Source organism: Streptococcus sp. SO2, assembly GCF_030440025.1.
Genome location: NZ_JAQFJH010000001.1, coordinates 127,383 through 146,318, shown reverse-complemented (window position 1 = coordinate 146,318; position 18,936 = coordinate 127,383). Strand labels below are relative to the sequence as shown.

Here is an 18,936-nt window from a genome sequence, read left to right as displayed (position 1 = left end):
TGAAATTGTCTTCTAAAAAATGCTCAATTCCCCTCTAGTCCCGTTTTAAAGTGACTAAGGGGGCTTTTTTTGATATAATAAGAAGGACTGTTATCAGTTAGAAAGAGGTTGGTATGAAAGAATTACAAACTGTACTAAAGAAGCGTTTTGCAATCGAATTTGCAGACAAAAACTTACTGGAAACGGCCTTTACTCATACGAGTTATGCCAATGAGCACCGCCTCTTAAAAATTTCACACAATGAGCGCTTGGAATTTTTAGGAGACGCTGTTCTGCAATTATTGATTTCAGAATATCTGTATAAAAAATATCCTAAGAAACCAGAGGGAGATTTGTCTAAACTCCGTGCTATGATTGTCCGTGAGGAGAGTTTGGCTGGTTTTGCGCGTGATTGCCAGTTTGATCAGTTTATCAAGCTAGGAAAAGGAGAAGAAAAGTCTGGTGGGCGCAATCGTGACACCATTCTTGGAGATGCCTTTGAAGCTTTTTTGGGAGCATTGCTTTTGGACAAGGATGTTGCTAGAGTAAAAGAGTTCATCTATCAGGTCATGATTCCCAAGGTTGAAGCAGGTGACTTTGAAATGATTAAGGATTACAAGACACACCTGCAAGAGTTGCTCCAGGTCAATGGAGATGTGGATATTCGCTACCAGGTGACCTCTGAGACGGGGCCTGCCCATGACAAGGTTTTTGATGTAGAAGTTCTGGTTGAGGGCAAGAGTATCGGAAAAGGTCAAGGTCGTTCTAAAAAATTGGCTGAGCAAGAGGCCGCTAAAAATGCAGTTGAGAAAGGGCTGGATTCATGTATTTAAAGGAGATTGAGATTCAGGGATTCAAGTCCTTTGCTGACAAGACCAAGGTCGTATTTGACCAAGGCGTGACAGCTGTCGTTGGACCCAATGGTTCTGGGAAGTCAAATATCACAGAAAGTTTGCGATGGGCCTTGGGTGAGTCTAGTGTCAAGAGTCTTCGTGGTGGCAAGATGCCGGACGTTATCTTTGCTGGAACTGAAAGTCGCAAACCACTCAATTATGCCTCTGTTGTCGTGACCTTGGACAATGAAGATGGTTTTATTAAGGATGCAGGGCAAGTCATTAAGGTAGAACGCCATATCTACCGTAGTGGAGATAGCGAGTATCGAATTGATGGCAAGAAAGTTCGCTTGCGTGATATTCATGACCTCTTCTTGGATACCGGTTTGGGTCGGGATTCCTTCTCCATCATTTCCCAAGGGAAGGTTGAGGAAATTTTTAACTCCAAACCCGAAGAACGCCGTGCTATTTTTGAAGAAGCTGCTGGAGTTTTAAAATACAAGACTCGTCGAAAAGAAACAGAAAGCAAACTGCAACAAACTCAAGACAATCTCGACCGCTTAGAGGATATTATCTATGAATTGGACAATCAAATCAAGCCCCTTGCAAAACAAGCCGAGAATGCGCGCAAGTTTCTCGACTTGGATGGTCAACGCAAGGCGATTTACTTGGATGTACTGATTGCTCAAATCAAGGAAAACAAGTCTGAACTAGAGCTAACAGAAGACGAGCTAACGCAGGTTCAGGAACTCTTGACCAGTTATTACCAAAAACGTGAAGAGTTAGAAGAGGAAAATCAAACTCTTAAAAAGAAACGCCAAGATCTCCAAGCTCAAATGGCTAAAGACCAAGGGAGCTTAATGGATTTGACTAGTTTGATCAGTGACTTAGAGCGAAAACTAGCCTTGTCTAAACTGGAATCTGAGCAGGTAGCCCTCAATCAACAAGAAGCACAAACCCGTTTGGCGACTTTGGAAGATAAGAGAAAGGCTCTGAGTAAAGAAAAATCTGAAAAAGAAGCGAACTTGGAACAGTTAGAGGAAAGTCTAGCTGAAAACAACAAGGAACTCAATCGTTTAGAAGCGGAGTTGTTGGCATTTTCAGATGATCCTGACCAAATGATCGAGCTCCTGCGTGAACGTTTTGTTGCGCTTTTACAAGAAGAAGCGGATGTCTCAAACCAACTGACCCGCATCGAGAATGAGTTGGAAAACAGCCGTCAGCAGTCTCAAAAACAAGCTGATCAACTTGAGAAACTGAAAGAACAACTGGCTACAGCTAGAGAAAAGGCCAGTCAACAGCAGGCTGAGCTTGAAACTGCCAAGGAGCAGGTTCAGAAATTATTGGCTGACTACCAAGCTAGTGCCAAGGAACAAGAGGAGCAGAAAGTTTCTTACCAAGCCCAGCAGAGCCAACTCTTTGATCGTCTAGACAGTCTCAAAAACAAGCAGGCTAGAGCCCAGAGTTTGGAAAACATCCTAAAAAATCATAGTAATTTTTATGCGGGTGTTAAGAGTGTTCTTCAAGAAAAAGCCCGTCTTGGTGGGATCATTGGTGCAGTCAGTGAACATTTGACCTTTGATGTGCATTATCAAACTGCCCTAGAGATTGCGCTTGGAGCTAGCAGTCAGCATATCATCGTAGAAGATGAAAACGCGGCAACAAAGGCGATTGATTTCCTCAAGCGCAATAGAGCTGGTCGTGCGACCTTTCTTCCATTGACGACTATCAAAGCTCGTACGATTTCTAGTCAGAATCAAGATGCTATCGCAGCAAGTCCAGGATTTCTGGGAATGGCAGATGAGTTGGTGTCGTTTGATAAGAGACTAGAAGCCATTTTCAAAAACTTGCTAGCCACAACGGCTATCTTTGATACCGTAGAACATGCCCGTACGGCAGCTCGTCAAGTTCGTTACCAGGTTCGTATGGTGACGCTTGATGGTACCGAATTGCGTACAGGTGGTTCCTACGCGGGTGGTGCCAATCGTCAAAACAACAGTATTTTCATCAAGCCAGAGCTGGAACAATTACAAAAAGAAATTGCTGAAGAAGAAGCTGACTTGCGGTCAGAAGAAGCGAGTTTGAAGACCTTGCAAGATGAGATGGCGGTATTGGCAGAAAGATTAGAAGCCATCAAATCTCAGGGTGAGCAAGCTCGTATTCAGGAGCAAGGTTTGTACCTCGCTTATCAACAAACCAATCAGCAGGTCGAAGAACTGGAAACGCTTTGGAAACTTCAAGAAGAGGAATTAAATCGCCTATCTGAAGGAGATTGGCAAGCGGACAAGGAAAAATGCCAAGAGCGCCTTGCAACTATCGCCAGTGAAAAGCAAAATCTGGAAGCTGAGATTGAAGAGATTAAGTCTAACAAAAACGCTATTCAAGAACGTTATCAAAACTTGCAGGAACAAGTAGCGCAAGCACGCTTGCTTAAGTCAGAACTGCAAGGACAAAAGCGGTATGAAGTGACTGATATTGAACGACTAAGTAAGGAATTGGATAATCTGGATCTCGAACAAGAGGAAATTCAGCGCCTTCTCCAAGAAAAGGTTGATAATCTTGAGAAAGTGGATACGGATTTGCTAAGTCAGCAGGTGGAAGAGGCCAAAACTCAGAAAGCCAATCTTCAACAAGGTCTGATTCGCAAGCAGTTTGAATTGGATGATATCGAGGGTCAGCTGGATGATATTGCCAGCCATTTGGATCAGGCTCGTCAGCAGAATGAAGAGTGGATTCGTAAACAAACACGTGCTGAAGCCAAAAAGGAAAAGGTCAGTGAACGCTTGCGCTATCTACAAGCTCAATTAACTGACCAGTACCAGATCAGCTACACTGAGGCTCTAGAAAAAGCACATGAGTTGGAAGATCTCAATCTGGCAGAGCAAGAGGTTAAAGATCTTGAGAAAGCTATTCGCTCACTCGGTCCAGTCAATTTGGATGCTATTGAACAGTACGAAGAAGTCCACAATCGTTTGGATTTCCTAAATAGCCAACGAGATGATATTTTGTCTGCGAAAAACCTACTCCTTGAGACCATCACAGAGATGAATGATGAGGTTAAGGAGCGCTTCAAATCAACCTTTGAGGCTATTCGTGAATCATTTAAAGTGACCTTTAGACAGATGTTTGGCGGTGGTCAGGCAGATTTGATATTGACTGAGGGCGATCTTTTAACAGCTGGTGTGGAGATTTCTGTTCAACCTCCAGGTAAGAAAATCCAATCTCTCAACCTCATGAGTGGTGGGGAAAAAGCCCTATCGGCTCTGGCTCTGCTCTTCTCAATCATCCGAGTTAAGACCATTCCTTTCGTCATCTTGGACGAGGTAGAGGCGGCGCTAGACGAAGCCAATGTTAAACGTTTCGGGGATTACCTCAACCGCTTTGACAAGGATAGCCAGTTTATCGTCGTAACCCACCGTAAGGGGACGATGGCAGCAGCGGATTCTATCTATGGAGTTACCATGCAAGAATCAGGTGTATCCAAGATTGTTTCGGTTAAGTTAAAAGATTTAGAAGAAACAGTAAACTAGTTAGCAAACGATAGCATCTCTTAGGAGGTGCTATTTTTTAAAACTCATAGCTTGAATTGTCTATCAAGGTCAGTTCAGGCGCAAAAAACGACATTTGGGATTTCCTCTTAGCGAAAAGACTTGCTCTATGATATAATAGTTTCATGATTACAACAGTACCTATTAAGAACGAAAAAGATATTGCAGTACCAGGGAAAACAGTCCTTGTACTAGGTTATTTTGATGGTATCCACAAGGGACATCAGAAACTTTTTGAAGTTGCCAGTAAGGCTTCTATGAAGGATTATCTGCCAGTTGTCGTGATGACCTTTACAGAGTCGCCAAAACTTGCCTTGCAACCTTACCAACCTGAGCTTATGCTCCATATCGTCAATCACGAGGAACGGGAGCACAAGATGAAATGGCATGGGGTAGAGGCTCTATTCTTACTTGACTTTAGTAGCAAATTTGCTAGTTTAACGGGTCAAGAATTCTTTGATACCTATGTTCGAGCTTTAAAACCAGCGATTATTGTAGCAGGATTTGACTATACTTTTGGCTCTGATAAGAAAACTGCGGATGACCTGAAGGACTATTTTGATGGAGAGATCATCATTGTTCCTCCAGTTGAGGATGAAAAGGGCAAGATTAGTTCTACACGGATTCGTCAGGCAATTCTTGATGGAGATGTAAAGGAAGTCAAGCATCTGCTCGGCACTCCGCTCCCATCTCGTGGAATGGTCGTTCATGGAAATGCTCGTGGGCGGACTATTGGTTATCCAACAGCCAATCTGGTCCTAAGAGACCGAACTTACATGCCAGCGGACGGTGTTTACGTAGTCGATATCGAAGTGCAACGTCAGAGATATCGTGGAATGGCAAGTGTTGGAAAAAATGTTACCTTTGATGGTGAAGAACCACGTTTTGAAGTTAATATTTTCGATTTTTCAGACGATATTTATGGTGAGACAGTCATGGTCTACTGGCTGGACCGTGTTCGCGATATGGTCAAATTTGACTCCGTAGAGGAACTGGTAGACCAACTCCAGAAAGACGAAGAGATTGCTCGAAACTGGAAGGATGGAGAGTGAGAGTTTGCTATCAATTCGAAAGAGTAGGTAGAATGAAATTCATATAATGGACAAAAAAGTAGCCTGTTCAGGCTACTTTTTATTAAAACACGCGATAGACATAAGGATTTTCTGGTTTGTCTACTTTTGTGAAACTCTCAACCTCTAGTGTTGGGAGTTTTTGTTTGAGCTCTTTATGGTAGTGGAGAGTCAGGGTTCCGCTAGCGGTGATCCAAGTATTGTCAGGATACTGGCGTGAGTTCCCCTTTGTCAAGAGTCCATATACACCAGAATCGGCGATACAGTGGATGATTCCAAAGCGAAAGAGGAACTGGCTATCTGGATGGCTAGGATCGTTATAGACAAAGCCTGTAAATTCGATTTTCTTTCCTTCAAACTCTTGAGGGTAGTCATAGAGAACTTCCATGACCTCCATATAGTTTTCATCAGTGATTTGAATGGTTGGTTGGGTGAGGTATTTGTCAGCTGTAGACCTCATTTCCTTTTCATAAGCAGATTTGGAAAAATAGGTGCTGGTATCGGGTTTGAGGTATTGACTGGATGTTCCTTCGCTTGCCTGAATAGCAGTATCGATTCCCTCAGCAAGTGGGAAATGGTATCCCTTAGCAGACACGGTTCTCGAGTCCAAACTTACTGTCGGAAAGGCAACCCCAATCAACAGAGGTAGTGACAGTAAAAGGAGGCTGATTCGTCTAGCTCGACGACTTTCTAAATGGCTGCGAGAGTTGATTTTCTTGATCCAGATATAGAATTGGACCAGAGCCAATAGAAGAGAAAGGAGCATGGAAATATAGACTAGATAGGAATAGTGGAGGTTAATGTAGTGACTGAGCTTGCCAGAAAGCTGCAGATACAGAGTTAGGGCAAAATAACCCAGTAAAATGAAAAATCGCATCATAGCAACACTCCAAACATGTAAGAATAAAGCAAGACAAGCACTGTCACAATACCCATAAATTGCCAGATGAAGCGCACTTTGAGATAGTGTTTCATCATGAGGAGATTTTTGATATCAAGCATGGGGCCTATGATCAGAAAGGCAAGGACTGGCGCTAGGCCGAAGCTCGAGAGGAGAGAAGCTCCGATAAAGGCGTCCGCCTCGCTACAAAGAGAGAGGAGAAAGGCTAGAAACATGAGCAAGAGAATCGCAAGGACTGGACTTGCACTGATAGAGGTCAAGATCCGAGTCGGGACATAGACCTGCACGATAGCCGCAAAGAGACAGCCAAAGACCAAGTAACGCCCCATATCGAAAAACTCATCAATAGCTTGTATAAAGATCTGAAACACTTTTCTAGCGGGACCCAAGTGTGAAAAGTCATGTTCATGGCAAGCGATAGGATTCTCTTTTTGAATGGGTTCCTTCCAGAAAAATCCTAGGAAAATCCCCAGAATCAAAGCAATCACAATAGCTCCCAGAGCTCGCAAGAAGGCAAGTTTTATTGAATTTCCAAAGGCAGAATATGTGGCGAAAAGAACGATAGGATTGATGATGGGAGCAGTCACCAGAAAAGGAACCGCTGTGTAGCTGGGCACTTTCTTTTCCAGAAAACGATTGATAATCGGAACGATACCACATTCGCAAGAAGGAAAGAGAAAGCCAATGAAGGTACCAAAAAAGATCCTCCCCCAACGATTGCGAGGGAGAAACTCATAAACTTTATCAGGTGTGATATAGACCTCAATCAATCCCGAAATGAGACTCCCAATCAAGACAAAAGGAAGGGCTTCAATCATGATGGAGAGAAAAATAGCTCCCGCTTGTAATACACTAGGAGGAAGAGATTGGAAAATCGTCATCTATTTTTTCTTCTCAACTTTTTCTTTTTTATCTTTGTCATCTGGAAAAGTGACTTGTGTTAAGTCAGGAAGTTTTGCGAATTCTTCAAACATCTTGTCCAAGTCATCCGTTTTTGTAAATTTAACAGCCATGGGCCTACCTCTTTTCTACATTCTACCTCTATTATACTATTATTTTCTTGAAAAGGGATTATTTTGATAATCAAAGAGGTAAAAAAGGGTAGTGCGAAACAAGGGCTGTTCCTTATGGTATAATAGGTATATGGATAAAAAATATGAAAAAATCTCCCAAGATTTGGGTGTAACCTTAAAGCAAATCGATACCGTTCTAAGTTTGACCGCTGAAGGAGCGACAATTCCCTTTATCGCCCGTTATCGCAAGGACATGACTGGTAGTCTGGATGAGGTAGCGATTAAGGCCATTATTGATCTGGATAAAAGTCTGACAAATCTCAACGATCGTAAAGAAGCTGTCTTAGCTAAGATTCAAGAACAAGGTAAGCTAACAAAGGAATTGGAAGAAGCTATCCTTGCAGCTGAGAAATTAGCAGATGTAGAAGAACTCTATCTTCCTTATAAGGAAAAACGTCGGACCAAGGCTACCATTGCCCGTGAAGCTGGACTCTTTCCTCTTGCTCGCTTGATTTTGCAGGATGTAGCTGACTTGGAGAAAGAAGCTGAGAAGTTTGTCTGTGAAGGATTTGCGACTGGTCAAGAAGCCTTGGCTGGTGCGGTTGATATCTTGGTCGAAGCCTTATCCGAAGATGTCAATCTACGTGCTATGACCTATCAGGAAGTGTTGAGACACTCTAAAATCACTTCGCAAGTCAAGGGTGAAAATCTCGATGAAAAACAAGTTTTTCAGATTTATTATGATTTTTCAGAGACAGTTGGCAACATGCAGGGCTATCGTACCTTGGCTCTCAACCGTGGGGAAAAATTAGGTATTTTGAAGGTTGGCTTTGAACATGCGACGGACCGTATCTTATCTTTCTTTGGTGCTCGTTTTAAAGTCAAAAATGCCTATATAGATGAAGTTGTCCAACAGTCAGTTAAGAAAAAGGTATTGCCTGCTATTGAGCGACGCATTCGGACAGAGTTGACTGAGAAAGCGGAAGAAGGGGCGATCCAACTCTTTTCTGACAACCTGCGTAATCTCCTCTTGGTTACTCCGCTAAAAGGGCGCGTGGTTCTAGGATTTGACCCAGCCTTTCGTACAGGTGCCAAGCTAGCTGTCGTTGATGCAACAGGGAAAATGCTGACGACTCAAGTCATTTATCCAGTAAAACCAGCCTCTGCTCGTCAGATTGAAGAAGCCAAGAAAGATTTGGCAGACCTGATTGGTCAATACAGCGTGGAAATTATTGCCATTGGAAATGGAACGGCCAGTCGGGAAAGTGAAGCCTTTGTGGCGGAAGTTCTGAAAGATTTTCCAGAAGTCAGCTATGTTATCGTCAATGAAAGTGGAGCTTCTGTATACTCTGCCAGCGAACTTGCTCGTCAGGAATTTCCAGAATTAACCGTTGAAAAACGTTCGGCTATCTCAATCGCTCGTCGTTTGCAAGATCCCCTGGCTGAATTGGTAAAAATCGATCCCAAGTCAATCGGTGTCGGTCAATACCAACACGATGTCAGTCAGAAGAAACTATCTGAGAGTCTGGACTTTGTTGTCGATACCGTAGTTAACCAAGTCGGTGTCAATGTCAATACAGCCAGTCCAGCTCTTCTTTCACACGTAGCTGGACTCAATAAAACCATCTCTGAAAATATTGTCAAATACCGTGAGGAAGAAGGAAAAATCACTTCACGCTCTCAAATCAAGAAGGTTCCTCGTCTGGGTGCCAAAGCCTTTGAGCAGGCTGCTGGTTTCCTCCGTATCCCTGAAAGTAGCAATATCCTCGATAATACTGGAGTTCACCCAGAAAACTATGCTGCAGTTAAGGAACTCTTCAAACGCTTGGATATCAAAGACTTGAATGAAGAAGCTCAAAGCAAACTCAACTCCCTTTCAGTCAAAGAAATGGCACAGGAACTGAATCTTGGCCCAGAAACCCTTAAAGATATCATTGCTGACCTTCTCAAACCAGGTCGAGATTTTCGTGATTCCTTTGACGCACCTGTGCTTCGCCAAGACGTCCTAGATATTAAGGACTTAGTGGTTGGACAGAAGCTGGAAGGCGTGGTGCGTAATGTTGTTGACTTCGGTGCCTTCGTTGATATCGGGATTCACGAGGATGGCCTCATTCATATTTCCCATATGAGTCGTAAATTTATCAAACATCCCAGCCAAGTGGTGTCAGTCGGAGATTTGGTAACGGTTTGGGTCAAGAAAATCGATACTGAACGTGAAAAAGTTAATCTGTCGCTTCTCGCTCCAGATGAATCTAACTGAGTACGTTCAGTCTGTTTCCCTCGAAGACTTTGGTAGACCTTTTACCCACCAAGCCCAGTGGAATTCTCGTCTGCGAACGACAGGTGGACGATTTTTCCCCAAGGATGGGCATTTGGACTTTAATCCCAAGGTTTATAATGAACTAGGTTTGGAAGTCTTTCGCAAAATCGTGCGCCATGAACTCTGTCACTATCACCTTTATTTTCAGAAAAAGGGTTATCGACATAAGGACCGAGATTTTAAAGAACTTTTGAAAGAAGTGGATGGACTGCGCTTTGTTCCCCATTTGAAAGACCAAAGTAATTTCCTGGTCTATCAGTGCCAATACTGCCAGCAACGCTATCAACGCAAGAGGAAGGTTGATACAAAACGCTATCGCTGTGGCGTCTGCCGTGGCAAACTCGTCATCTTAAATCGGCCTAAGGACTGATGTTTGTGAACCTGTTTCATGCTATACTACTTGTAAGAATACCGAAAGAGGAAACAATCATGAATACAAAATTTTATAAAATGAGACGAAATCGTATGGTGTCAGGAGTTTTAGCTGGGCTATCAGACAAGTGGAATTTTGATGTAACCCTAGTCCGCTTTCTCTTCGCCATTTTTACTGTAGCAAATTTTGGAATTGGTGTGATAATCTACATCATCCTTGCCTCTATCCTACCAACTAAGGAAGAAATCGAAGCCGAAATGTACGGAACAGGACCACGCAAATGTAAGGAAGCCCAAGCCATTGAAGACAATGATGGCTGGTTTTGGTGAGTCAGATTTGAAAATAGTTTATAGACACTTTCCTTATTTTTCAAAGACGTCAGAAAAAGAAGTGAATTTTAACCCTTGCATCCGCAAGGGTTTTCTTCTTGCCTTTCTTTTATGGTAAAATATTGATAGCGAAATTGCTTGTTTTTTTTAATCTTACAAAAATGTAAGATTAAAGTCTCTTTTGTAAGGTTAGGTTATGGCAAGACCTCTTTTTTTGAGATAAACTAGACTCATAAAGAACAAAGGAGCAAAACCATGAAAAGAATCTTACATAAGAAAACAAGAAAACCAAGTCAAAAAGATATCGAGCGTGTTCAACTGGGATGCGCTATGATGCAAGCACAGTTTCAATTGATGGGATATTAAGAAGGAGAAAATCATGACACTTTTAGATGTAAAACACGTTCAAAAAATCTATAAAACACGTTTCCAAGGCAACCAAGTAGAAGCCCTTAAGGATATTCACTTTACCGTAGAGAAGGGTGACTACGTTGCCATCATGGGTGAGTCTGGTTCTGGAAAATCAACCCTGCTCAACATCCTAGCTATGCTGGATAAACCAACTCGCGGGCAGGTTTACCTCAACGGAACCGACACAGCCACTATTAAAAATTCACAAGCTTCGAGTTTCCGTCGTGAGAAGTTGGGATTTGTCTTCCAAGATTTTAACTTGCTAGATACCTTGTCTGTTAAGGACAATATATTGCTTCCGTTAGTGTTATCACGAAAACCTATCACAGAGATGATGAAGAAATTGGTAGTGACTGCTGAAAATTTGGGCATCAACCAATTGCAAGAGAAGTACCCTTACGAGATCTCTGGTGGTCAAAAACAGCGGGTAGCAGTAGCACGCGCCATCATCACTGAACCTGAAATTCTTCTTGCGGATGAGCCAACAGGAGCTCTTGACTCCAAGTCATCTGCAGCTCTTCTGGATGTTTTTGATGAAATCAATGAACGTGGCCAAACCATTCTCATGGTAACTCACTCAACGGCAGCAGCCAGCAGGGCCAAGCGCGTTCTCTTTATCAAGGACGGAATTCTTTACAATCAAATCTACCGTGGAGACAAGACAGAACGTCAGATGTTCCAGGAAATCTCTGATACCTTGACTGTCATGGCAAGTGAGGTGAATTAGTATGTTTCGATTGACCAATAAGTTAGCGGTTTCGAACTTAATCAAAAACCGCAAACTCTACTATCCCTTTGCTTTAGCAGTTCTCTTAGCTGTGACCATCACCTATCTCTTTTACTCACTGTCACTTAATCCTAACATTGGTAAGATTCGAGGGGGAGAAACTATCTCTATGACCCTTGCTCTCGGTATGGTAGTTGTTACCATCGCTTCTGGAATTATTGTACTTTATGCCAATAGTTTTGTCATGAAGAACCGCTCCAAGGAGCTGGGTGTATATGGTATGCTGGGGCTTGAAAAGCGCCATTTGATCAGTATGGTTTTTAAGGAGCTTCTTATTTTTGGTTCCTTAACCTTGACAGCTGGTCTCGGTCTAGGAGCTCTCTTTGATAAGCTAATCTTTGCCCTTCTTCTGAAGCTGATGAAAATGAAAGTGGAGCTCGTTTCGACTTTCCAACCAATTGTCTTCATCCTAGTTCTCATCGTCTTTGGAGCTATCTTCCTAGGTCTAATTTTTATCAATGCCTTTCGCATCGCACGCATGAATGCCCTTCAACTCTCTCGTGAAAAAGCCAGTGGTGAGAAAAAAGGACGTTTCTTAGGTCTTCAAACTATACTAGGTTTGATTAGTATGGGAGCTGGCTACTACCTAGCAGTAACAGTTGAAAATCCACTTTCTGCTGTTCTGATTTTCTTTGTAGCAGTCTTGTTGGTAATTTTGGGAACTTATCTTCTCTTCAATGCAGGAATCACAGTTTTCCTACAAATCTTGAAGAAAAACAAGCGTTACTATTACCAACCTAACAACATGATTTCCGTATCCAATCTCATTTTTCGTATGAAGAAAAATGCTGTTGGTCTAGCGACGATTGCTATTCTCTCAACCATGGTCTTGGTGACTATGTCTGCTGCAACGAGTATCTTTAAAGGCTCTGAAACTTTCAAGAAAGTCATGAATCCACATGATTTTGGAATTACAGGGCAGAATGTTGAAAAAGAAGACATAAATAAACTCCTAGACCAGTATGCTAGCGATAAAGGATTGACTGTCACAAAGAAAGAAGTCCTTACATACAGTAGCTTTGGTGTAGCAAACCAAGAAGGTACGAAATTGACAATCTTTGAGAAAGGTCAAAATCGTGTTCAACCGAAAACTATTTTTATGGTCTTTGACCAAAAAGACTATGAGAATATGACGGGCCAAAAACTTGCACTTTCAGGAAAGGAAGTTGGATTGTTTACTAAGAACAAAGAACTTCAAGGACAGAAAGAACTGACTCTAAATGACCAGACCTATACAATAAAGGAAGAAATCAAAAAAGATTTTATTCTTGAACATGTCCCAAATCAGTACAATATTCTAACTTCGGACTATAACTATCTGGTTGTTCCTGACTTGAAAGCCTTTCTTGACCAGCATCCTAATTCTTCCATTTTTAATCAATACTATGGTGGTATGAATGTAACAGCTAGTGAGGAAGAGCAACTCAAACTTGCAGATGACTATTCAAAATTCCTTGATGATTTTAATAGAGAATCAAGCAAAGAAGGAAGCTTTATTTACGGAAGCAATCTGGCTGATAGTAGTGCGCAGATGAGTGCTTTCTTTGGTGGGACCTTCTTTATCGGTATCTTCCTCTCCATCATCTTTATGGTGGGAACAGTTCTCGTCATCTACTACAAACAAATCTCTGAAGGCTATGAAGACCGTGAACGCTTTATCATTTTGCAAAAGGTCGGTCTCGATCAAAAGCAAATCAAGCAAACCATTAATAAACAGGTCCTAACTGTTTTCTTCCTCCCATTGCTCTTTGCCTTCCTACACCTTGCCTTTGCCTATCATATGCTTAGTCTCATCCTAAAAGTCATTGGGGTCCTAGATGCGACCATGATGTTGACAGTCACTCTGTCCATCTGTGCTATCTTCCTCATCGTCTATGTCTTAATCTTTATGATTACCTCAAGAAGCTATCGCAAGATTGTGCAAATGTAAAAAAGATACCTCGATGCTTGTCGAGGTATTTCTTTTATCTTAAATGCTAAAGAGTTGTCCCAAGAGGAAGGTTACACCCATGGTGAGAAGTCCGATACAGAGGTTGCGGATCATGGCAGTTTTCGTAGGTGCCTTGCCTAGTTTAGCACTGGTATAGCCGGTGACGAGAAGGGAAAGGGCCACAATAAAAACAGTAGCAGGAATACGATAGTCACTTGGAAAGACGGTGATTGAAAGCATAGGAGGAAGGCTTCCCAGTACAAAGGCAATAAAGCTAGAGATAGCAGCATGCCAAGGGTTGGTAAACTCTTCATACTCGATTCCATACTTTTCTTCGACCAAGGCTTTGAGTGGATTTTTTAAAAAGGCCTTGTTGGTCAAGAGTTGGGCTGACGTTTCACACTCACCGTTTTGAAGGTAGGCAGCATAGAGGGATTGTTTTGCAGATTCGATATCCTTATCCAAGAGCAACTGTTCTCTAGCAACAGCGGCTTCTTCCGTGTCTTTCTGAGTGGATACAGAGACATATTCGCCACCGGCCATAGAGAAAGCACCAGCGAGGATAGCCGCTAAACCTGATAAAAAGATAATCCAGATATTGCTTGTCGCACTGGCAACGCCGATAACGACTCCAGCGATGGAAATAATTCCATCATTGGCGCCCAGAACACCTGCGCGTAGGATATTGAGTCGTCCTGCAAAGTTAGCATCAATTTCATGTTTTATTTCTGTCATAGTCATCTCCTTTCTCTCCATTATAGAGAAAAGGGTAGGGGAATACAAACTTTTTAAACTATCTGAAAAAAGTTTTACAATTCTAATTTTTAGGCCCTTTGAAGTTTCTCCGAAAAAGTAGTGCTTTCCTGCTGTACTGGAACTTTTTAAACTTATCTATGGTATAATAGAAGATAGATTTATCAATTGGAGTATGAAGGATTTTATGATTAAACTTGTAGCAACCGATATGGATGGAACCTTTCTAGATGGAGAGGGTCGGTTTGATATGGAACGCCTTAAAAACGTACTTGTTTCCTACAAGGAAAAGGGGATTTATTTTGCAGTGGCTTCAGGTCGCGGTATCTTGTCCCTGAAAAAGTTGTTTGCGGATGTGTGTGATGAAGTGATTTTTATAGCTGAAAATGGGAGCTATGTTGAGTTTCATGGTGAGGATATGTATGAGGCTACTATGTCTCGGGATTTTTACTTGAGCACTTTTGAAGCTTTAAAGAAATCACCCTATTTTGATGAAAGAAAAATGTTGCTGACGGGGAAAAAAGCTTGTTATGTATTGGATACAGTCGATGAGACCTATCTCAAGTTTAGCCGTCACTACAATGAAAACATTCAAAAAGTAACGCGTCTGGAAGCTATTAAGGATGAGATTTTTAAATTCACTACGAACTTCACAGAAGATACGATAGAAGCTGGAGAGGCCTGGGTCAACAAAAACGTTCCTGGTGTAAAAGCCATGACAACAGGTTTTGAATCCATCGATATTGTCTTGGACTACGTTGATAAGGGTGTGGCTATTGTTGAGCTGGCAAAAAAACTTGTTCTAACCATGGATCAGGTCATGGCTTTTGGCGACAATCTCAATGACCTTCACATGATGCAGGTTGTGGGACACCCAGTCGCTCCTGAAAATGCGCGACCAGAGATTTTAGAATTAGCAGAAACAGTGATTGGCCACCATAAGGACCAGTCAGTGATGACTTATATGGAGGGCTTGTAATGGCAGATATTAAATTGATTGCATTGGACTTGGATGGTACCTTGCTGACAACGGATAAAAAGCTAACAGAACGTACCAAGGAGGTCCTCAAAGCTGCGCGTGATCGTGGCATCAAGGTCGTTCTGACAACAGGTCGTCCTTTGAAGGCTATGGATTTCTTTCTCCATGAGCTAGGGACTGATGGTCTGGAGGACGAGTACACCATCACCTTTAATGGTGGTCTGGTACAGAAAAATACAGGAGAGATTCTCGATAAAACCGTCTTTTCAATCGACGATGTGGCACGATTGTACGAGGAAACTGAAAAACTAGGATTACCGTTAGATGCCATTTCAGAAGGAACAGTCTATCAAATCCAATCAGACCAAGAAAGTCTCTATGCTAAGTTTAATCCATCCCTGACTTTCGTGCCAGTCGCTTTTGAAGAGCTATCTAGTCAGATAACTTATAATAAATGCGTGACTGCCTTCCCCCAAGAACCCTTGGATGCAGCGATTCAACAGATTTCTCCTGAATTGTTTGACCAATATGAAATCTTCAAATCGCGTGAACTCTTATTGGAATGGTCACCGAAAAACGTCCACAAGGCAACAGGTTTAGCGAAATTAATTAAACACTTGGATATCGACCAAAGTCAGGTCATGGCTTGTGGGGACGAGGCCAATGACCTTTCTATGATTGAGTGGGCAGATCTGGGAGTTGCCATGCAAAATGCAGTTCCAGCAGTTAAGGAAGTTGCTAATGTCGTTACCCCCATGACCAACGACGAGGAAGCCGTTGCTTGGGCTATCGAAGAATACGTGCTAAAGGAGAATTAGAAGATGGGATTATTTGACCGTTTATTCGGGAAAAAAGAAGAGCCGAAAATCGAAGATATAGTAAAAGAAGCTCTGGAAAATATTGATTTGTCAGAAGAGGTTGAAGAAAACCAAACGGCTATCGAAGAAACAAGTCAGGAAGAGATAACAAGGGAAAAAGTAGAAGAAACACTTGCTCAAGAAGAAATTCCTCAAGTCTCGACAGAAGAAGTTATTGAACCAGAAGCAGTCGAAGAAACTGCTCAGGAAGAGGTTGAGCTAGAAGTTGATGAGACAGAGCAAAGCCAAGAGCCTGAAGAATTTTTCGAAGAAGAGAGCCAAGAATCTCTAGAAAGTGACGAAGAGCCAGCTTTTGAAGTAGAAGAAGAATATCCACAAGTTGAAGAAACGGTTCAGGAAAAATATGACCGCAGTCTCAAGAAAACGCGTACGGGATTCGGAGCACGCTTGAATGCCTTCTTTGCCAACTTCCGTTCTGTCGATGAAGACTTCTTTGAAGAATTGGAAGAACTGCTCATCATGAGCGACGTCGGTGTGCAAGTTGCTTCAAACTTAACAGAAGAACTACGCTATGAAGCTAAATTAGAAAACGCTAAAAAGCCTGATGCACTTCGTCGTGTCATTATCGAGAAATTGGTTGAACTCTATGAGAAGGATGGCAACTACGATGAACAAATCCATTTCCAAGATGGCTTGACAGTTATGCTCTTTGTCGGAGTGAATGGTGTTGGGAAAACAACTTCTATCGGGAAATTGGCTCATCGTTACAAACAAGCTGGTAAGAAAGTTATGCTGGTTGCTGCGGATACCTTCCGTGCTGGTGCCGTTGCCCAGCTAGCAGAATGGGGACGTCGTGTGGATGTTCCTGTTGTAACGGGGCCTGAAAAAGCTGATCCAGCAAGTGTGGTCTTTGATGGGATGGAACGTGCCGTAGCAGAAGGAATTGATATTCTCATGATTGATACAGCAGGTCGTCTGCAAAACAAGGAAAACCTTATGGCCGAGTTGGAAAAGATTGGTCGCATTATCAAACGTGTCGTTCCAGAGGCACCACATGAAACCTTCCTGGCACTTGATGCCTCTACAGGTCAAAATGCTCTGGTACAAGCCAAAGAATTCTCAAAAATAACTCCAGTTACTGGTATTGTATTGACCAAGATTGATGGAACTGCTCGTGGTGGTGTGGTTCTGGCAATTCGTGAAGAACTCAATATCCCTGTAAAATTGATCGGTTTCGGTGAAAAAATCGATGATATCGGAGAGTTTAACTCAGAAAACTTTATGAAGGGTCTCTTAGAGGGCTTGATTTAATACAAAATAAATAATCCTGCAAGATACACTTGCAGGATATTTTTATTATTCTAAACGACCTTGTTCACGATAGGCGATATCTGGTTGCCAAGTCCATTTTGCTCCAAACTTCTCTAGTAGTTCAAAGCTAGCTTGTGGTCCCATGCTTCCAGACTTGTAGTCATGGAGTGGAACTCCATTTTGAGCCCAGAGCTCTTCGATACGGTCAATCAATTTCCAAGAAGCACTCACCTCATCCCAGTGGCTAAAGTTGGTAGAGTTGTTGTTCAAGACATCGTAGATTAATTTTTCGTATGGATCTGGTGAAGCACCTGTAGCTGTAGCATCTGTACGATAATCTAAAGAGCTAGGCGCCAGGTTAAATTCTTCACCTACTTGTTTACCATTGAGGCTGAGAGAGAATCCCTCTGTTGGCTGGATGTAGATGGTCAAGATATTTGGTGCCAAAGGCTCACCAAAGATGGAGTCCATTTGCTTAAAGACGATATTGACATGAGTACCTTTTTCTGTCAGGCGTTTACCAGTACGGAAGAAGAAAGGAACGCCACGGAAGCGATCGCTGTCTACAAAGAAAGCACCAGAGGCAAAGGTTTCTGTTGTAGATTCAGGGTTAACGTTTGGCTCGCTACGGTAGGAAATGTATTTCTTACCATCGATCTTTCCAGAACGATATTGACCACGGATAAAGTGTTCTTTTAATTCTTCCTCATTTGGTTGGTGGAGATTTTTAAATACTTTAATCTTCTCAGCACGAATCTTATCTTTTGTAAAGCTGGCAGGCTTGTCCATGGCTAGAAGAGATAAAAGCTGGAGAGTGTGGTTTTGAACCATGTCACGAAGGGCACCAGATTCATCATAGTAGCCACCACGTTCCTCAACTCCCAAGCGCTCAGCAAAGGTAATCTGCACATTATCAATGTGCTGACGGTTCCAAACATTTTCAAAGATCATATTGGCAAATCGAACCGCAAAGATACTTTGAATCATTTCTTTCCCCAAGTAATGGTCAATACGGTAGATCTGTTCTTCATCAAATGTTGCTAGAAGATCTTCATTCAGCTTGCTTGCAGTTTCATAGTCTGTACCAAAAGGTTTCTCAACAATCAAGCGTTCAAAGCCTTTGCCGTCAACGATGTTTTCAGACTTGAGGTGTTTGGCAATAGTACCAAAGAATTGAGGAGCCATAGAGAGGAAGAAGAGTTTGTTGTGGTCCGTTTGGTATTTCTCATCAAGCTCAGCTTGTAATTCTCGTAAAGCGATGTAGTTATCAGTATCATTGACATCATGACTTTGATAGTAGAAATGACTAGCAAACTCTTGGGCTTGCTCGGTACTATCTGCCAAATCAAGGATGGACTCAACAACAACAGATTCAAAATATTCCTTACTCCAAGGTCTACGAGCTGTTCCGATAACAGCAAAATGCTCAGAAAGATTGCCTGATTTATAGAGTCTAAAAAGGGAAGGGTAGAGTTTGCGTTTAGCTAAATCTCCACTCGCACCGAAAATTGTAACAATAACCTTTGATGACATCTAGCTACCTAATTTCTATATTTTTTCCTAGTTGGACTAGGGATGAGA

At 42.2% G+C, this 18,936-nt stretch carries 16 protein-coding genes; 11 read left to right on the top strand and 5 right to left on the bottom strand.

All coding sequences use genetic code 11. The annotated features are described in order from the left end of the window. Positions 1–113: 113 nt before the first annotated feature. The 3 genes from rnc (at position 114) to PCY17_RS00685 (ending at position 5,412) form a co-directional block, all read left to right on the top strand. The gene (gene rnc / locus PCY17_RS00695) at positions 114–812 is read left to right on the top strand and encodes a ribonuclease III (RefSeq protein WP_000661472.1); all 699 of its coding nucleotides are present in this window, start codon (positions 114–116) and stop codon (positions 810–812) included. Beyond that, a complete protein-coding gene (gene smc / locus PCY17_RS00690) occupies positions 803–4,342 on the top strand; it encodes a chromosome segregation protein SMC (protein ID WP_301390633.1) in 3,540 nt (1,179 codons plus the stop codon). Before rnc ends, smc begins: the two co-directional genes overlap by 10 nt. A 143-nt stretch (positions 4,343–4,485) precedes the next feature. Further along, the gene (locus PCY17_RS00685; protein WP_070657598.1) at positions 4,486–5,412 is read left to right on the top strand and encodes a bifunctional riboflavin kinase/FAD synthetase; all 927 of its coding nucleotides are present in this window, start codon (positions 4,486–4,488) and stop codon (positions 5,410–5,412) included. A gap of 82 nt (positions 5,413–5,494) precedes the next feature. Here PCY17_RS00685 and PCY17_RS00680 read toward each other — a convergent pair whose 3' ends face one another. The 3 genes from PCY17_RS00680 to PCY17_RS00670 are packed head-to-tail and all read right to left on the bottom strand — an operon-like array spanning position 5,495 to position 7,344. Then, complete coding sequence (locus PCY17_RS00680) at positions 5,495–6,310, bottom strand: TIGR03943 family protein (protein WP_070657600.1); 816 nt, start codon at positions 6,308–6,310, stop codon at positions 5,495–5,497. Continuing rightward, positions 6,307–7,212 (bottom strand): permease, encoded by a 906-nt coding sequence (locus PCY17_RS00675; RefSeq protein WP_000151876.1) that lies wholly within the window; start codon positions 7,210–7,212, stop codon positions 6,307–6,309. The genes PCY17_RS00680 and PCY17_RS00675 overlap by 4 nt, the downstream gene beginning before the upstream one ends. Next, the gene (locus PCY17_RS00670) at positions 7,213–7,344 is read right to left on the bottom strand and encodes an SPJ_0845 family protein (RefSeq protein WP_000268696.1); all 132 of its coding nucleotides are present in this window, start codon (positions 7,342–7,344) and stop codon (positions 7,213–7,215) included. Between the two features lie 130 nt (positions 7,345–7,474). Here PCY17_RS00670 and PCY17_RS00665 point away from each other — a divergent pair, with 130 nt between their 5' ends. From PCY17_RS00665 to PCY17_RS00645, 5 genes are all read left to right on the top strand, one after another. Continuing rightward, the gene (locus tag PCY17_RS00665; protein ID WP_301390632.1) at positions 7,475–9,604 is read left to right on the top strand and encodes a Tex family protein; all 2,130 of its coding nucleotides are present in this window, start codon (positions 7,475–7,477) and stop codon (positions 9,602–9,604) included. After that, a complete protein-coding gene (locus PCY17_RS00660) occupies positions 9,591–10,034 on the top strand; it encodes a SprT family protein (RefSeq protein WP_301391137.1) in 444 nt (147 codons plus the stop codon). Before PCY17_RS00665 ends, PCY17_RS00660 begins: the two co-directional genes overlap by 14 nt. Before the next feature lie 59 nt (positions 10,035–10,093). Further along, entirely contained in the window at positions 10,094–10,366 is a 273-nt protein-coding gene (locus PCY17_RS00655) for a PspC domain-containing protein (RefSeq protein ID WP_301390631.1), read from the top strand. Between the two features lie 379 nt (positions 10,367–10,745). Then, positions 10,746–11,504 carry an ABC transporter ATP-binding protein gene (locus tag PCY17_RS00650; RefSeq protein ID WP_000173369.1) on the top strand — a complete coding sequence of 253 codons (759 nt, stop codon included), beginning with the start codon at positions 10,746–10,748 and terminating at the stop codon, positions 11,502–11,504. A 1-nt stretch (position 11,505) separates the two neighbouring features. Then, positions 11,506–13,494: an FtsX-like permease family protein gene (locus PCY17_RS00645; RefSeq protein ID WP_049550003.1), complete on the top strand. Its 1,989-nt coding sequence runs from the start codon at positions 11,506–11,508 to the stop codon at positions 13,492–13,494. A 39-nt stretch (positions 13,495–13,533) separates the two neighbouring features. Here PCY17_RS00645 and PCY17_RS00640 read toward each other — a convergent pair whose 3' ends face one another. Then, positions 13,534–14,229 (bottom strand): VIT family protein, encoded by a 696-nt coding sequence (locus PCY17_RS00640; RefSeq protein ID WP_000136037.1) that lies wholly within the window; start codon positions 14,227–14,229, stop codon positions 13,534–13,536. 205 nt (positions 14,230–14,434) lie between these two features. Between PCY17_RS00640 and PCY17_RS00635 the strand changes: the two genes are divergently transcribed. The 3 genes from PCY17_RS00635 to ftsY are packed head-to-tail and all read left to right on the top strand — an operon-like array spanning position 14,435 to position 17,355. Beyond that, positions 14,435–15,226 (top strand): Cof-type HAD-IIB family hydrolase, encoded by a 792-nt coding sequence (locus PCY17_RS00635; RefSeq protein WP_002880674.1) that lies wholly within the window; start codon positions 14,435–14,437, stop codon positions 15,224–15,226. Next, positions 15,226–16,044, top strand: coding sequence for a Cof-type HAD-IIB family hydrolase (locus PCY17_RS00630; protein ID WP_301390630.1), 819 nt, complete (start codon positions 15,226–15,228; stop codon positions 16,042–16,044). Before PCY17_RS00635 ends, PCY17_RS00630 begins: the two co-directional genes overlap by 1 nt. Before the next feature lie 3 nt (positions 16,045–16,047). Further along, the gene (gene ftsY, locus PCY17_RS00625) at positions 16,048–17,355 is read left to right on the top strand and encodes a signal recognition particle-docking protein FtsY (protein ID WP_301390629.1); all 1,308 of its coding nucleotides are present in this window, start codon (positions 16,048–16,050) and stop codon (positions 17,353–17,355) included. Between the two features lie 45 nt (positions 17,356–17,400). Here the strand turns inward: ftsY and zwf are convergent, their stop codons facing one another. Beyond that, positions 17,401–18,888 carry a glucose-6-phosphate dehydrogenase gene (zwf, locus tag PCY17_RS00620; protein ID WP_301390628.1) on the bottom strand — a complete coding sequence of 496 codons (1,488 nt, stop codon included), beginning with the start codon at positions 18,886–18,888 and terminating at the stop codon, positions 17,401–17,403. Positions 18,889–18,936 lie beyond the last annotated feature (48 nt).

What these genes read in the sequence shown, in the direction of transcription:
- rnc (WP_000661472.1), top strand. Translation starts at nt 114, where the DNA reads ATGAAAGAATTACAAACTGTACTAAAGAAGCGTTTTGCAATCGAATTT.
- smc (WP_301390633.1), top strand. Translation starts at nt 803, where the DNA reads ATGTATTTAAAGGAGATTGAGATTCAGGGATTCAAGTCCTTTGCTGAC.
- PCY17_RS00685 (WP_070657598.1), top strand. Translation starts at nt 4,486, where the DNA reads ATGATTACAACAGTACCTATTAAGAACGAAAAAGATATTGCAGTACCA.
- PCY17_RS00680 (WP_070657600.1), bottom strand. Translation starts at nt 6,310, where the DNA reads ATGATGCGATTTTTCATTTTACTGGGTTATTTTGCCCTAACTCTGTAT.
- PCY17_RS00675 (WP_000151876.1), bottom strand. Translation starts at nt 7,212, where the DNA reads ATGACGATTTTCCAATCTCTTCCTCCTAGTGTATTACAAGCGGGAGCT.
- PCY17_RS00670 (WP_000268696.1), bottom strand. Translation starts at nt 7,344, where the DNA reads ATGGCTGTTAAATTTACAAAAACGGATGACTTGGACAAGATGTTTGAA.
- PCY17_RS00665 (WP_301390632.1), top strand. Translation starts at nt 7,475, where the DNA reads ATGGATAAAAAATATGAAAAAATCTCCCAAGATTTGGGTGTAACCTTA.
- PCY17_RS00660 (WP_301391137.1), top strand. Translation starts at nt 9,591, where the DNA reads ATGAATCTAACTGAGTACGTTCAGTCTGTTTCCCTCGAAGACTTTGGT.
- PCY17_RS00655 (WP_301390631.1), top strand. Translation starts at nt 10,094, where the DNA reads ATGAATACAAAATTTTATAAAATGAGACGAAATCGTATGGTGTCAGGA.
- PCY17_RS00650 (WP_000173369.1), top strand. Translation starts at nt 10,746, where the DNA reads ATGACACTTTTAGATGTAAAACACGTTCAAAAAATCTATAAAACACGT.
- PCY17_RS00645 (WP_049550003.1), top strand. Translation starts at nt 11,506, where the DNA reads ATGTTTCGATTGACCAATAAGTTAGCGGTTTCGAACTTAATCAAAAAC.
- PCY17_RS00640 (WP_000136037.1), bottom strand. Translation starts at nt 14,229, where the DNA reads ATGACAGAAATAAAACATGAAATTGATGCTAACTTTGCAGGACGACTC.
- PCY17_RS00635 (WP_002880674.1), top strand. Translation starts at nt 14,435, where the DNA reads ATGATTAAACTTGTAGCAACCGATATGGATGGAACCTTTCTAGATGGA.
- PCY17_RS00630 (WP_301390630.1), top strand. Translation starts at nt 15,226, where the DNA reads ATGGCAGATATTAAATTGATTGCATTGGACTTGGATGGTACCTTGCTG.
- ftsY (WP_301390629.1), top strand. Translation starts at nt 16,048, where the DNA reads ATGGGATTATTTGACCGTTTATTCGGGAAAAAAGAAGAGCCGAAAATC.
- zwf (WP_301390628.1), bottom strand. Translation starts at nt 18,888, where the DNA reads ATGTCATCAAAGGTTATTGTTACAATTTTCGGTGCGAGTGGAGATTTA.